11 protein-coding genes and 4 tRNA genes are annotated in these 14,088 nt (G+C 73.3%); 9 read left to right on the top strand and 6 right to left on the bottom strand.

Going from position 1 to position 14,088, the window contains the following annotated elements:
- Positions 1 to 80 precede the first annotated feature (80 nt).
- The 8 genes from ACSNOG_RS13680 to ACSNOG_RS13645 all read left to right on the top strand — a co-directional run bounded on the left by ACSNOG_RS13680 (position 81) and on the right by ACSNOG_RS13645 (position 4,417).
- A tRNA-Gly gene (locus tag ACSNOG_RS13680) sits at positions 81 to 152 on the top strand.
- Between the two features lie 47 nt (positions 153 to 199).
- Positions 200 to 271: transfer RNA gene (locus tag ACSNOG_RS13675), tRNA-Gly, on the top strand.
- A 79-nt stretch (positions 272 to 350) separates the two neighbouring features.
- Positions 351 to 423, top strand: a tRNA-Gly gene (locus ACSNOG_RS13670).
- 158 nt (positions 424 to 581) lie between these two features.
- Positions 582 to 1,592: an ABC transporter ATP-binding protein gene (locus ACSNOG_RS13665; protein WP_436752895.1), complete on the top strand. Its 1,011-nt coding sequence runs from the start codon at positions 582 to 584 to the stop codon at positions 1,590 to 1,592.
- Positions 1,592 to 2,362, top strand: a complete 771-nt coding sequence (locus ACSNOG_RS13660; RefSeq protein WP_436752894.1) for an ABC transporter permease — start codon at positions 1,592 to 1,594, stop codon at positions 2,360 to 2,362. Before ACSNOG_RS13665 ends, ACSNOG_RS13660 begins: the two co-directional genes overlap by 1 nt.
- Positions 2,363 to 2,396: 34 nt before the next feature.
- Positions 2,397 to 3,686, top strand: coding sequence for a sensor histidine kinase (locus ACSNOG_RS13655; RefSeq protein WP_436752893.1), 1,290 nt, complete (start codon positions 2,397 to 2,399; stop codon positions 3,684 to 3,686).
- A complete protein-coding gene (locus tag ACSNOG_RS13650) occupies positions 3,683 to 4,306 on the top strand; it encodes a response regulator transcription factor (RefSeq protein ID WP_436752892.1) in 624 nt (207 codons plus the stop codon). Before ACSNOG_RS13655 ends, ACSNOG_RS13650 begins: the two co-directional genes overlap by 4 nt.
- A 35-nt stretch (positions 4,307 to 4,341) precedes the next feature.
- Positions 4,342 to 4,417, top strand: a tRNA-Gly gene (locus ACSNOG_RS13645).
- Positions 4,418 to 4,473: 56 nt separating this feature from the next.
- Here the strand turns inward: ACSNOG_RS13645 and ACSNOG_RS13640 are convergent.
- The 6 genes from ACSNOG_RS13640 to purD form a co-directional block, all read right to left on the bottom strand.
- Positions 4,474 to 5,889, bottom strand: coding sequence for an ATP-binding protein (locus ACSNOG_RS13640; protein ID WP_436752891.1), 1,416 nt, complete (start codon positions 5,887 to 5,889; stop codon positions 4,474 to 4,476).
- Positions 5,886 to 6,584 carry a response regulator transcription factor gene (locus ACSNOG_RS13635; RefSeq protein ID WP_436752890.1) on the bottom strand — a complete coding sequence of 233 codons (699 nt, stop codon included), beginning with the start codon at positions 6,582 to 6,584 and terminating at the stop codon, positions 5,886 to 5,888. Before ACSNOG_RS13635 ends, ACSNOG_RS13640 begins: the two co-directional genes overlap by 4 nt.
- A 579-nt stretch (positions 6,585 to 7,163) precedes the next feature.
- Positions 7,164 to 8,063 (bottom strand): phosphoribosylaminoimidazolesuccinocarboxamide synthase, encoded by a 900-nt coding sequence (locus ACSNOG_RS13630; RefSeq protein ID WP_436752889.1) that lies wholly within the window; start codon positions 8,061 to 8,063, stop codon positions 7,164 to 7,166.
- A 69-nt stretch (positions 8,064 to 8,132) separates the two neighbouring features.
- Entirely contained in the window at positions 8,133 to 9,647 is a 1,515-nt protein-coding gene (locus ACSNOG_RS13625; protein WP_436752888.1) for a N,N-dimethylformamidase beta subunit family domain-containing protein, read from the bottom strand.
- Positions 9,648 to 9,828: 181 nt separating this feature from the next.
- On the bottom strand, positions 9,829 to 11,496 hold the full coding sequence (locus ACSNOG_RS13620; RefSeq protein WP_436752887.1) for a hypothetical protein: 1,668 nt from the start codon (positions 11,494 to 11,496) through the stop codon (positions 9,829 to 9,831).
- 330 nt (positions 11,497 to 11,826) lie between these two features.
- Positions 11,827 to 13,077, bottom strand: a complete 1,251-nt coding sequence (gene purD / locus ACSNOG_RS13615; protein WP_436752886.1) for a phosphoribosylamine--glycine ligase — start codon at positions 13,075 to 13,077, stop codon at positions 11,827 to 11,829.
- A 274-nt stretch (positions 13,078 to 13,351) separates the two neighbouring features.
- Between purD and ACSNOG_RS13610 the strand changes: the two genes are divergently transcribed.
- Entirely contained in the window at positions 13,352 to 14,083 is a 732-nt protein-coding gene (locus ACSNOG_RS13610; RefSeq protein ID WP_030367034.1) for an SLATT domain-containing protein, read from the top strand.
- The last annotated feature ends 5 nt before the right edge of the window (positions 14,084 to 14,088 follow it).

The raw sequence follows: 14,088 nt of genomic DNA, 5'->3' as shown, positions 1-14,088 counted from the left end.
GGGAGGCGCAGTGTGCGATTCCTGTCACCCGCTCTGAACGTCCTCCGGCCACACCTGTGTGGCCCGGCGGGACGGATCATGCGGGTGTAGCTCAGTAGTAGAGCGCCCTCTTTCCAAGAGGGAGGCGCAGTGTGCGATTCCTGTCACCCGCTCTGAACGTCCTCCGGCCACACCTGTGTGGCCCGGCGGGACGGATCATGCGGGTGTAGCTCAGTAGTAGAGCGCCCCCTTTCCAAGGGGGAGGCGCAGTGTGCGATTCCTGTCACCCGCTCTCATCACGTTACCGACCACTCCGGTGGATCAGGTAGAGTGATGTCTCGCGCCGCCCGGTGAGAGCCGGTCGGAGGCATGCGGACGTAGCTCAGTTGGTAGAGCACCACCTTGCCAAGGTGGATGTCGCGAGTTCGAGTCTCGTCGTCCGCTCAGTGAACGAAGGCCCCGGTCATCTCGACCGGGGCCTTCGTCGTGTTCCCGTTGCGCGGCCGCCGCGTTCCCCTCGCCGCGGCGCTCATGACATCCGTCATCCGAAGTCATGACAGGCCGCACTCACCCCGGGCCGGATCCGGCGGGAGGCTTGGGGCATGGATATCGGGGACAGTGTGATCGACGTCTCGGGGCTGCGCCGCCGCTACGGCCCGGCCGGGGACAAGGGCTTCGAAGCGGTGCGGGACGTCTCCTTCACCGTGGGGCGCGGCGAGTTGTTCGCCCTGCTGGGCACGAACGGTGCGGGCAAGACCTCCACGGTCGAGCTGCTGGAGGGCCTTGCGAAGCCCACGGCGGGCAAAGTGCGCGTGCTCGGCCACGATCCCTTCACGGAGCGCCGCGCCGTGCGTCCGCGGATCGGGGTGATGCTCCAGGAAGGCGGCTTCCCCTCCGACCTGACCGTCACGGAGACGGTCAGGATGTGGGCCGGCTGCACCACCGGCGCCCGTCCCATCGCGGAGGCTCTGGAGCTCGTCAGCCTCACCGGGCGCCGGGACGTCCGCATCAAGCAGCTCTCCGGCGGTGAGCGGCGGCGCCTCGACCTCGCGCTCGCCCTCCTCGGCCGCCCCGAAGTCCTCTTCCTCGACGAGCCGACGACCGGCCTCGACCCCGAGGCCCGGCACAACACCTGGGAGCTGGTGCGCCGGCTGCGCGGCGAAGGCACGACCGTGCTGCTCACCACGCACTATCTGGAGGAGGCCGAGGCCCTCTCCGACCGCCTGGCGATCATGCGTGAGGGCCGGATCGTCACCTCCGGCACCCCGGAGGCCGTGATCGGTTCCTATCCCGCGCGGATCCGCTTCGCGATGCCCGTGGGCTGGTTCGTGGGCGATCTGCCGCCGCTGGCCGAGCTCGGCGTCCTCCGGCACGAGGAGGAGCGGGGCCGCATAGAGCTGCAGACCCGGGAGTTGCAGCGGACGCTGACGGGCCTGCTGCTCTGGGCCCGGGACAAGGACATAGAGCTCGAAGGGCTGGACGCGCGGGCCGCCTCGCTGGAGGAGGCGTTCCTGGCGATAGCCGGCGCGGGCTCGGGGGAGCCCATAGCGTCCGCCGGCGCGGGCGCCGGTGCGGGTCTCGGTGTGGGTTCTGTTGCGGGGAGGAAGTCGTAATGGCGATGTCGATGTCGGTGCCGCGGATGCTGTCGCTGGGCCGAGCCGAGCTCACCCTGCTCGGGCGGAACAAGATGGCGCTCTATGTGGCCCTGCTGATGCCGGTCTTCATGGTGTGGGCGATGCGGCGGGCGATCGGCCAGTTCGATCTCGGCAAGGCCGGGATGTCGGTCAACGAGGTCGCCCTGACGGGGGCCTTCGGCTACATCCTGTTGTTCGCCGTCTACCAGCACCTGGTCAGTGCCTATGTGACCCGCCGCGAAGAGCTCGTGCTCAAGCGGCTGCGGACCGGCGAGACCAGCGATGCGGAGATCCTCACCGGGACCGCGCTGCCGGCGGTGGCCGTGGCGCTGGCGCAGTGCGTGCTGCTGGTCGTCGCGGGTGTGTCCTGGCTGGACCTGCGGGCGGTCGAGCGGCCCGATCTGATGGCGGTCGGGCTGCTGCTCGGCCTGGCGATGTCCATAGCCCTGGCCGCGGTGACCGCGTCCTGGGCCAAGACGGTGGAGAGCGCCCAGCTGGTGACCTCTCCGCTGATGCTGATCTCCGTGATGGGCTCGGGTCTCATGATCCCGCTGGAAGTCATGCCGGACACCGTGGCGAGCATCTGCGAGCTGCTGCCGCTGACCCCGGTGGTCCAGCTGGTGCGCGGCGGCTGGCTGGGCGGGATGGACGCCCACGACGCCATCGGGGCGATCATCACGGGCATCGCCTGGACGATAATCGCCGGGTACAGCACCCGGCGGTGGTTCCGCTGGGAACCGCGGCGCTGACCGCGGAAAGCAAGGCAAGGGGGGCGCGGGGTTCATGGGCCTGTTGACGCGAGTACGGGAATGGCGGGGCCGCAGCAGGGTCGCCAAGTTCGACAGCTATACGCGCTGGACGCTCTACGTCCTGCCCGTCGTCCTCCCCGGGTTCGGCACGGTCGGCGTGCTCGCGGACTCCGCTCTCACCCGGCCGTGGATCCTGACGCTGGGCGGGATCTTCACCGTGCAGGGCATCCTGGGAATCTCCATATTCCGCCGTGCCCTCGACCACTATTTGTGGAAGAAACCCGCACCCTGGTGGCCGCTGGGCATGCAGGCGCTGCTGTTCGTCGCGGCGATGGTCTGCATGGTGATCTCGTTCGGCACCTATGGCAACGAGTTCGCCTCCACAATCGGCCTGTTCCTGTGGAACGGCAGCCTGTCGGTCTTCGGCCCGTGGACCCTGCTGGTCCGCAAGATCCGCAGGTTCGTGTACTCGTGCGTCGGTGTAGCCCTGCTGCTGGGCATCGGCGTTCTGATACTGGGCGCCGGCTGGCAGGCCGCCCTCGCCCTGACGGGCTCGGTGCTCGGCCTCACCCTCTGGTGCGTGTACGTGGTGCGGCTGTCGGGCTGGATGCTGCACGTGATGTGGGAGCTGGAGACCGCGCGGGAAGCACAGGCGCGGCTGGCGGTGGCGGAGGAGCGGCTGCGCTTCGGCCGGGATCTGCACGACGTCCTCGGCCGGAACCTCGCGGTGATCGCGCTCAAGAGCGAGCTCGCCTGCCAGTTGGCCCGGCGGGGATCGGAGAAGGCCCTGACGGAGATGACCGAGGTCCAGCGCATCGCCCAGGAGTCGCAGCGCGAGGTCCGCGAGGTCGTGCGGGGCTACCGCGAGGCCGATCTGCACACCGAGCTGGTGGGTGCGCGGGGCGTCCTCTCCGCGGCCGACATCTCCTGCCGCATCGACGACACGGCGGGCAAGACGCTGCCGCCGCCGGTGCAGTCGGTCCTGGCCTGGGTGGTCCGGGAGGGCACCACCAATGTGCTGCGCCACGCGGACGCCCGGCGGTGTGCCGTGCGGCTGCGGGTCACCGCGGACACGAAGGCCGTTCTGATCATGGAGAACGACGGGGTGCGGGAGCCGGACGGCGATCCCGGGGACGGGAACGGCTCCGGGCTGGCGGGCCTGCGGGAGCGGCTCACGGTCCTGGGCGGCACGCTCACCTACGAGCGCGGGGACAAGGCGACGTTCCGGCTGACGGCGGAGGTGCCGCTGACCGGGGCGGGGGACGCGGCCGAGGCCTCGGACGGTGTCCGGGCCGCGGCTGCAGTGAACGGGGGGACGCCATGAGCGTCAACATCACGCCGATCAGGGTCATGCTCGCGGATGACGAGCATTTGATCCGTGGCGCCGTGGCGGCGCTCCTGGGCCTGGAGGAGGACCTCCAGGTCGTCGCGGAGGCGGCGTCGGGTCCGGAGGCACTGGTGATGGCCCGGGCGCACCGCCCGGACGTCGCGGTGCTCGACCTGCAGATGCCGGGGGCCGATGGTGTGGCGGTCGCCACATCCCTGCGGGCCGAACTGCCCTCCTGCCGGACCATGATCGTCACTGGTCACGGCCGTCCCGGGCATCTGAAGCGGGCGCTGGAGGTGGGCGTGCGGGCGTTCGTACCGAAGACCGTCTCGGCCCAGAAGCTCGCCGAGATCATCCGCACGGTGCACTCCGGAAGCCGTTACGTGGACCCCGAGTTGGCGGCCGATGCGATCAGCGTGGGCGACTCCCCGCTGACCGGCAGGGAGGCCGAGCTGCTCGAACTGGCCGAGGGCGGCGCGCCCATTGCGGAGATCGCGAAGCGGTCCTCGCTGACTCCGGGGACGGTCCGCAATTACCTCTCGGCGGCCGTCGCGAAGCTGGGCGCGGAGAACCGTCACGCGGCCGCGCGCATCGCACGCGCTCAGGGTTGGCTATAGTGGTTCTCGCACCGCACGGGAAACGCGCGGGGCAGGCGGACGTAGCTCAGTTGGTAGAGCACCACCTTGCCAAGGTGGATGTCGCGAGTTCGAGTCTCGTCGTCCGCTCCAGTACGAAGGCCCCGGTCATCACGACCGGGGCCTTCGGCGTTTCACCGGCAGGCGTTTCACGGGGTGTGCGGCTCGCCGGGCCGGGAGCCGGAGTGCGGGAAGCGCAGCCGGAAGAGGGCGCCGCCCGACGGGGCCCGCTCGGCGGTCAGCTCGGCGCCGTGGGCGCGCGCGATCTGGCGGGCCATGGCCAGGCCCAGCCCGGAGCCGGGGAGGGCGCGGGCCTGGCGCGAGCGGTAGAAGCGGTCGAAGACGTGCGGCAGGTCCTCGGCGGAGATCCCCGGGCCGTGGTCGCGCACGGTCAGGTCGAGCCCGCCGCCCGTGCGGGACAGGTGCACCTCGACCCGGCCGCCCGGCGGGCTGAACTTGGCCGCGTTGTCGAGCAGGTTGGACAGCAGCCGGGCGAGGCGGGCCGGGACGCCGGGGACGGTGACGCCCTCCGGGCCGGCCAGGTCCGCAGTGAAGACCGTGCCCGGCCAGTGCCCGCGGGCGTCGGCCACGCAGCGCTCCGCCAGCCGGTCCAGGCGGACTTCCTCGACGAACTGCTGCGGCTCCTCGTCGCGGGCCAGCTCGATGAGGTCGTTGACCAGGCCGGTGACCTCGCGGAGCTGACGGCCCAGTGCGCCGGCGGCCCGCTCGCGCTGGGCGGGGGTGAGCCGTTCGGCGCGGGCGAGGAGTTCGGCGTTGGTGCGCAGCGCGGTCAGCGGGGTGCGCAGTTCGTGGGAGGCGTCGGCGACGAGGCGGCGCTGGGCGGCGACGGCGTCCTCCAGTTCGCCGAGCATGGTGTTGAAGCTTGTGGCGAGGCTGGTGATCTCGTCGTCGCGGCGGGCCTCGTCGGGGGCGAGCTCGATGCGGTGGGCCGGGTCGCGGGTGGCGGCGATGTGTTCGGCCGTCGCCGTGAGCCGGGTCACGGGGCGCAGGGACGTCCGGGAGGCGAAGTAGCCGAGGCCCGCGGCGAGGAGGACACCGCCGGCGCCGGTGGCGGCCAGGAGCAGGCCGGCCTGCCGCACGCCCTTGTCGACGGTGTCGGAGCGGACGGCGACCTGCAGGGCGCGGTCGCCCTTGAGGGGGGTGGTGAGCATCCGCATGGCGTGGCCGTCGAGCGTGATGTTGCTGTAGTGCTCCCCGAGGGTGCCGGCCGCGACGCGGCGGGTGGCCCCCGTCACCGGCAGCACGAGGCCCTTCTGGCCGGGGGCGGCGGGGTCGGCGCGGACGGTCTGCGCGCAGGCGGGCGCGGCGAGCCAGGCGCACTCGCCGTACAGGACGCCCGCGGGCTGGTCGCGGCTCTGCTGGGCGATGAGGGTGGCCTGCTGCTTGATCTGCAGGTCGAGCTGGCGGACCAGTTCGTAGCGGATCACGACGTAGGCGGCGGCCAGGACGCCCAGGGCGACGACGGCCACGGCCACGGACGTCACGAGGGCGAGCCGGGCCCGCAGGGGCCTGCGGCCCAGGAGGCGGCTGCGCAGGGCCCTCACTGTGCCGCCAGGCGGTAGCCGACGCCGTGCACGGTGTGGACGAGCCGGGAGGCGCCGCCCGCCTCCAGCTTGCGCCGCAGGTAACCGATGTAGACGGCGAGGGAGTTCGAGTCCGGACCGAAGTCCGTGCCCCACACGCGCTCCTGGATCACCTCGCGCGGCAGGACCTGGCCCGGGTGCCGCAGCAGCACGTCCAGCAGGGCGAATTCGGTGCGGGTGAATTCGAGGGGGATGCCGCCGCGGTCGCCCGTACGGGTGTCCGGGTCGACCGTGAGGTCGGCGAAGGACAGCGTGCCGCCGTCGCTCTGCTCGGCCGGCTCCGCCGGAGCCGCGCGCCGCAGCAGGGCCCGCAGGCGGGCCAGGAGCTCGTCCAGGGCGAACGGTTTGACGAGGTAGTCGTCCGCCCCCGCGTCCAGGCCGGCGACGCGGTCGGAGACGGCGTCCCGGGCCGTGAGCACGAGGACGGGCGTGCGGTCGCCCAGAGCGCGCAGGCGGCGGCAGACTGCGAGCCCGTCCAGGACCGGCATGGCCAGGTCCAGCACGATGGCCCCTGGCGGGGTGGCGGCCACGGAGGAGAGTGCTTCCAGGCCGTCGGCCGCGGAGCGGACTTCGTAGCCCTCCATGCTCAGGGCGTCGACTACGGCTGCCCGTACGTCGGGGTCGTCGTCGACGACGAGAACGGCCGTCTCGGCCATGGCGCCTCCGGCTGGGTTCGGCACGATTGGGGTGCCCCCAGCTTGGCAGGGCTCTCTTAGAGGGCTCTTAGATCGGCGCCACCGCCGAATGCGTGGTCGGCCGCTGCGCGCGGGCCCCGCGGGCTCGGCCCCGCCGGGCACGTAGGGCGCGGCTGATCACCGTCGCGGCGGAAACAGACACCGAGCTGCACCCGGACACCCCGGCCGGACACAGCCGGTACGGCACCGCCGAGCGCGTAGACCGCGGCTGATCGCCATCGCGGCGGAAACAGACACCGAGCTGCACCCGGACACCCCGGCCGGACACAGCCGGTACGACACCGCCGAACGCGTAGACCGCGGCTGATCGCCCTCGCGGCGGACAGAAGCACCGGGCTGCGCCCAGGCACCCTGATGGGGTGGCGAAAGGGGCGGGCGCCGGGTCCTTGATCCGCCGCCGTGGCGGTCAGCCCCTGACGGGCTGCCCGGCGGTGCCGAGCTTGCCCGGACCGTTGTGCGGCCCGAAGGGCACCGGCGCCGCCTCGCCCCGTGGAGCGGGGGTTTGCGACGGCGGCCCCGGGCGTCAGTTTCGGGGGCGGGTCAGGACCACTTGGTGCCGGTGAGGCGCTCGTAGGCTTCCACGTACTTCTCGCGCGTGCGCTCCACCACGTCCTGCGGGAGCTCCGGCGGGGGCTGCTCGCCGTGGCGGTCCCAGCCGGAGGCCGGGGACGTGAGCCAGTCGCGGACGTACTGCTTGTCGAAGGACGGCTGCGCACGCCCCGGCTCCCAGCTCTCCGCGGGCCAGAAGCGGGACGAGTCCGGGGTGAGCACCTCGTCGGCGAGGACGAGCTCGTCGCCCGCGTAGCCGAACTCGAACTTGGTGTCGGCGAGGAGGATGCCCCGGTCGCGGGCGATGTCACGGGCCCGGCTGTAGACGGCGAGGGTCGTCTGCCGGAGCATGGCGGCGGTCTCCGCGCCCACCTGCCGGGCCACTTCCTCGTACGACACGTTCTCGTCGTGCTCGCCGACGGCCGCCTTCGTGGCGGGGGTGAAGATCGGGGAGGGCAGCTCGGAGCCGTCGGCGAGGCCCTCGGGGAGGGCGAGCCCGCACACGGTGCGCGTCTGCTGGTACTCGGCGAGGCCGGAGCCGGTCAGGTAGCCGCGGGCCACGCACTCCACGGGCACCATGTCCAGCGCGCGGCAGATCATGGTGCGGCCCTCCCAGTCGGCGGGGGCGCCGGCGGGCAGGTCCGTGGAGATGACGTGGTTGGGGACCAGGTCGGTGAGGCGGTCGAACCACCACAGGGACAGCTGGGTGAGGACCCGCCCCTTGTCGGGGATCGGGGAGGGCAGCACCCAGTCGTAGGCCGACATGCGGTCGGTGGCGACCATGACCAGATTGCCGTCCGGGTCGCGGTAGAGGTCGCGGACCTTGCCGGTGTGCAGATGCACCAGCCCGGGCACCTCGATCGGCTCGGGCTTCTCTACGAATCCGGACACGCGTCCTCCTGGTGGTTTGTCCAAGCACCACGATTCTGCCGTACGCCCGTGCGCGCGCCCCGGCGAGGGTCAGCAGCGCTTGCAGATCCGGTCGAGGAGGTTGGCCGTGGCCCGCTGGATCCGGGCGTCGGTGTGGCCCGGCCGGTCGAGGGCGGGCGACCAGGCGAAGGTGCCCGCCGCGAAGACCAGGGCGCCGCTCGGGGCGCGGTAGAGGGACGTCTCCTGGTGGCGCTTGTTGCCCTCGCCGTCCAGGTACGGCGAGTGGGCCAGCAGGATGCGGCGGGTGTGCTCGGGCAGGGCCGTTCGGGGGTAGTAGCGATCGGCCTCGCCGGCGACGAGGCCGGGCAGCTCGTCGCCCTCGCCGGCGCCGGTGGCGTCCCACAGCCAGTGGTCGGCGTTGCGCACGACCATGGGGGCGGGCTCGGGCACCCGGCCCGCGTACTGGATGCCCAGCAGCTGCTGCTCGGCGGGCGTGACGTCGCGCCAGAGCGCGGAGCGGCCGGGGCCGCGGTGTTTCCGGCAGGTCATGAGGTGGTCGGGGCCGGCGGGCGAGGGGGCGAGGTCCACCTGCCAGTACATGGTGTTGGCCGAGAGGAAGACCAGGGACGTGCCGGAGTCGCGGGCCAGCTCGGCGGAGCGGCGCATGGCCGGGGACCAGTACTCGTCGTGGCCGGGGAAGACCAGGCCGCGGTAGCGGGAGGGGTCGACGCGGCCCGCGTGGAGGTCGCGCGTGTCGGCGTAGGCGAGGTCGTAGCCGTAGCGCTCGGCCCAGCGGATGAAGTCGTAGGCGTGGCCGACGTGCAGCGGCAGCCCGGCGCCCGCGAAGGGGCGGTCGAAGGAGACGGTGGTCGCCGCGCCCTCCTCGCCCAGCAGGCGGCCCTCCTCGTCCCAGGCGTGGTAGAGGCTCGCGCCGGTGCGGCCGTCCTCGGGGTAGAGGTTGTAGGCCTGCCAGGTGATGTCGGGCAGGACGAGGAGGAGGTCCGCCGGGTGGGTGTCGCGGACCAGGAAGGGGATGTGGCTGCGGTAGCCGTCGGCGGTGGTCAGGACGGCCACGTAGGCGCCCAGGCTCCAGTAGCTGGGGATCTGCAGGCGCCAGGAGAGCCACCAGTGGTGGCAGGAGACCGTGCGGTCGACGGTGAGGGGCGCCGGCTGGACGATGCCGGACAGCCGCGGGCTGGTGGTGATCTTCGAGGCGCCGTCGCCCGCGTAGTGGCCGATGCGGTAGACGTCCACACCGAACTGCTGCGGCGGGTCCACGGTGATGCGGAAGTCTATGGCTTCGCCGGGGGCGACCGCGCTGTTGGAGGCGAAGCCCTTGATCTGCAGGTGGACGTCGTCGGCGGTGCGCGGGCTGCCGCTGCGGGGGGCGGGGATGCGGGCGCCCCCGCCGGATCTGCTCCGGCCCGAGCCCCCTCCGCCGCCACGCTCCGGGACGGGGTGCACGTACCAGGGGATGATCTGGCCCGTGTCGTCGAAATAGTGCTCGCTGCCGCGCAGCCAGGGCAGCGGGCCCTGGCCGAAGGGATCGGACACGGCGTGCGCGAGTGCCCCCGACTCCCAGCGGCGGATCTGGTCCATCCCCATGGCGTGCTCCCTCCCCTACGTCCCCCGACGCCTGCCGATTCCGTCTGTCCGGGTGTGGCTCACTGCAGTCACTGGCGCACGGCAGCACCCAGCACATCACATAAAGCGCCCGTCTCGTCACTGCTCGTCGCGAAATTCCCCGGTAAGTGACAGGGCGAAGGATCACCGAACGTCACGGGGCTCACACCAGGCGGACGGGCTTTTCGGGGCGGATCCCGACCTCGCCGAGCCAGGCGCGCAGCGGCGTGTCGTCCCCGTCCTCGATCAGGCTGAGGACGGTGGGGGCCAGGCCGGGGCGGCGGGCGCCACCGACCAGCAGGGCGGGGCCGTCGAGCCAGTCCAGCCCGGGGGCGGCTCCGGCGGTGTCCACGGCGGCGCAGCAGACCATGGCGGTGATGTGGTCGGCGAGCAGCTCCCGGGCGCTGCGGGGCGGCTGCAGCGGGAAGAGGGGCGCCAGGCCGTCCACCCAGGGGTCGGCCGCCGTGCCGGGCGGCGTGCCGTAGGCACTCTGCTTCGCGGCGAGCCTGCGCTCCTCCTGGGCAGCCTCGCGGGCCACCTCGGCGCCGAGCCGGGCCCCCAGCTCCTCCGCGATGCCCTCGGCCGTGGGGCCGGCGAGGCGGTCCAGGACGCGGGCCACGGTGGGCGCGGCGGCCATGCCGGCCGGGGGCGAGGGGACGGGGGTGAGGGCGGGCAGGGCGTCCAGGACGTCGAGGACGCGGTGGAGGCGGGCGGCCTCCAGCCGCCACTTGCGGTCCACGACCTCCTCCGGATACCGGCTCCAGGCCACCGGCGACCAGTCGGGGCCGGCCTCGGCCGGGCCGCCGTGGAAGAGGCGCGCCGCCAGCAGGGAGGCGGCCTCGTCGATCGCGCCGGGCTCCTCCAGCAGATCGCAGGCCGGGCGCTCGCCCAGGCGGGAGGCGAAGCCTTCCGCGAGGCGGTCGCGGCGGGAGAGCTCGGTGAGCGCGGAGACGACGCCGGCATCGAGCCGGGAGGGCCAGCGGCCCATCCGCCAGGCCGGCAGCGCGACCCTGTTCAGCAGCCGGTCCCAGCCGGCGTAGGCGAGGCCCACCTGCTCCTGGGCAACGATCCTCAGGCCGTAGTCCACGCTCTGGGCGCGCTCCGAGGAGGCCGCCGCGACCCCCCGCTCCATCTCGGCGGCGTGCGCCCGGCAGGAGCGCAGCAGCAGCCGGGCGGCACCGCCGACGAACGCCAGGGCGGGCCGGCCCGCCGCGACCGCCACGGCGGCGTCCAGCCCGCGGACGAAGCGACGGGCGGCGGCTATGTCGGGGTGGGCGGCGGGGCCCGTGCCCGCGACGACGGGCGCCAGCAGGGCCCGCAGCTCGGGGACGCGCATCCACCACAGGAACGGCGAGCCGATCACCAGCACCGGCGCGGCCGCGGCGCGCCGCGGCCGGCGGAAGAGGGCGCGGCGGGCGCGCGGCGGGCCGTTCGCCGCGCAGTGCGCGGGGTGGGTGCGGTCCTCCAGCCAGCTGTCGCAGTCGGGGGTGAGGGCCATGGCCGAGGGGGCCGGGACCTCCAGGCGCTCGGCGAGGTCACGGACCAGCCGGTAGAGGTCGGGCGCCTTCTCCTCGGGGATGGGGACCGTGGGGCTCAGGGCGGGCCTGGCCCGGGCGACCACGGCGGCGACGGCCGCCGTCAGGGCCAGGGTGAGGACCGCGGCGCCGAGGACCGCCCAGCGGGCGGTGGACCAGGCGCCGCCGTCCGGGATGCGGCCCATGGCGATGCCGGCCGCCAGGACGGTGGCGGCTGCCGCGGGCAGCAGGGCGACGGCCAGCGCCGCGCTGCGGATGCGCAGCACCGCGAGGGCTTGGGCGCGTGCGACCAGCACGCCTGCTTCCGGACCTGCCACGAGACCGATCACCCCCTGTTGCCAGTTTGTGCTCCGTCGGAACCTCGGACCGAGCAGTGCGACAGCGGACGCAACGCCGGGGGCGTTGCTCTCCCCCCACTGTGGCACCGGCCTCTGACATCGCAATGCCGGTGGGCCACTCGCCTGATGCCCGCCCGGTGCCGGGCACGTCCGCCCGGCACCTCGCTTGCGCCGCACCCTAGTTGGGGGTGGTGCGCGCGTCAGCTAGTTGGCCAACCGGTCACTCGATGGAATGGCTTTGGTCAAAGCCGGGGCCTTTGCGGGGCGGGCTCGACGTATAGGAACTCCCTACGAAGCCTCCGCCGCCCGGGCGGCGATGTCGGTGCGGTGGTGCGAGCCGGACAGCCGGACGCGGGAAACCGCCTCGTACGCGCGCGTGCGGGCCGTTGCGAGGTCCGGGCCCGTGGCCGTCACCGACAGGACGCGGCCGCCCGCGCTGACGACGCGGCCCTCCGCGTCGTGCGCCGTGCCCGCGTGCAGGACGTAGGCGTCGTCGAGCTCCGCGGCGTCCGCCAGGCCCTCGATGACGTCACCCGTGCGCGGGGTGCCGGGGTAGTTGTGCGAGGCGACGACGACCGTGACGGCCGCGCCGTCGCTCCAGCGCAGCGGCGGCAGGGACGCGAGCGTGCCCGTGGCGGCGGCGTGCAGCAGGCCCGCCAGGGGGGTCTTCAGACGGGCGAGGACGACCTGCGTCTCGGGGTCCCCGAAGCGGGCGTTGAACTCGATCACGCGGACGCCGCGCGAGGTGATCGCGAGCCCGGCGTAGAGCAGGCCGGAGAACGGCGTGCCGCGGCGGCGCAGCTCGTCGACGGTGGGCTGCAGGACCGTGCGCAGGACCTCGTCCACCAGCTTGGGGTCGGCCCAGGGCAGCGGGGAGTACGCGCCCATGCCGCCGGTGTTCGGCCCCTCGTCGCCGTCGAGGGCACGCTTGAAGTCCTGGGCGGGCTGGAGGGGGACGACCGTCTCGCCGTCGGTGACGGCGAAGAGGGAGACCTCGGGGCCGTCCAGGAACTCCTCGATCACGACGCGGCCGCAGGCCAGCGCGTGCTCGCGGGCGGCGGCGAGGTCGCCGGTGACCACGACGCCCTTGCCGGCGGCCAGGCCGTCGTCCTTGACGACGTACGGCGCGCCGAAGGCGTCGAGCGCGGCGTCGATCTCCTCGGGCGTGGTGCACACGTAGGCGCGGGCCGTGGGGACGCCGGCCGCGGCCATGACGTCCTTGGCGAACGCCTTGGAGCCCTCCAGCTCCGCGGCCCGCGCCGAGGGCCCGAAGACGGCGAAGCCCCGCTCGCGCAGGGCGTCGGCGACACCTGCGACCAGCGGGGCCTCGGGGCCGACGACCACCAGGTCCGCGCCCAGGGACGCGGCGAGGTCGGAGACGGCCCGGCCGTCGAGGGCGTCCACCTGGTGCACCTCGGCGACCTCGGCGATCCCGGCATTGCCGGGGGCGCAGTGCAGCGCGGTGACGTCGGGATCGAGGGACAGAGAGCGGCACAGGGCGTGTTCGCGGGCGCCGCCGCCGATGACGAGGACCTTCACACCGGTCACCCTATTGCCTCGTCGACTGATCGCTTTCCAGGGTCGGTATGACGACTCACGGAAACGTCACTGCAGCGGCCCCGTACGGCCGCGGGACGGGCGGAGGGCGACGGGTCCACCCCCGTCGCCCACTCTTTCGGGTGATGCCGAACCGCGGCTTATACCGGATTCGTCTGCGCTTACGGGCGGAAAAGCAGCGATCTTGTCTCCAAGACCGACCGTTCGGCGGTAGGAAGGGGGCTCGCGATCCGCATGCGGCAGAGGGAGTGCACGGGTGAGCCAGCCGGAGATGCAGCCCGAAGGGCTCCCCCGCGAGCAGAGTGGGAGGCACCGTGGCGACCTGCGCGGCCGCACCTTCCCGCTCGGCGACTGGGGGGAACCGGCGGAGCGTCTCGATGAGCTGTACCGCTGGGTGGAGAACGGTGCCCTGTACCTGGTCGACTGGTATCTGGCCGACCGGGCCTGGAAACGCCGGTGGGCGCGCGCGCTGCGCATCGGCGCCGCGGCCTGCGCGGTGGTGGGCTCGGCCCTGCCGCTGCTCCAGCTGACGAACGTCGTCCGCACCGGCTGCGCCTGGGGCTTCCTGGTGCTGCTCGGTTCGGTGGCCTGTGTCGCCTGTGACCGCTACTTCGGCCTGACGTCGGGCTGGATGCGGGCCGTGGCCACGGCGCAGGCCGTGCAGCGCCGGCTGGAGGCGCTGCAGTTCGACTGGGCCTCGGAGTGCGTCCGCGAGGTGCTCGGTCCGACCGAGGGCACGGCCAGCGAGGCGGCCGAGCGCTGCCTGAGCGTGCTGCGCCGCTTCTCGGAGGACGTCTCCGAGCTCGTACGGGCGGAGACGGCCGACTGGATGGTGGAGTTCCGGGCGGGGCCGACTCCGCTGCTCACGCAGTCGCTGGTGTCCTGGGGCCCGCGGGGCGAGGGCGGCGGCCCGCTGCCGCGCTTCCCGCTCCCGCCGGGGACCCGGCCGAACATGCCGCGGCAGCGGCCGCCGGAGTCCCCGCGCTGAATCCG

The organism is Streptomyces sp. URMC 124 (assembly GCF_051386455.1).
Lineage (GTDB): Bacteria > Actinomycetota > Actinomycetes > Streptomycetales > Streptomycetaceae > Streptomyces.
This window is presented reverse-complemented; position numbering and strand designations above follow the sequence as displayed.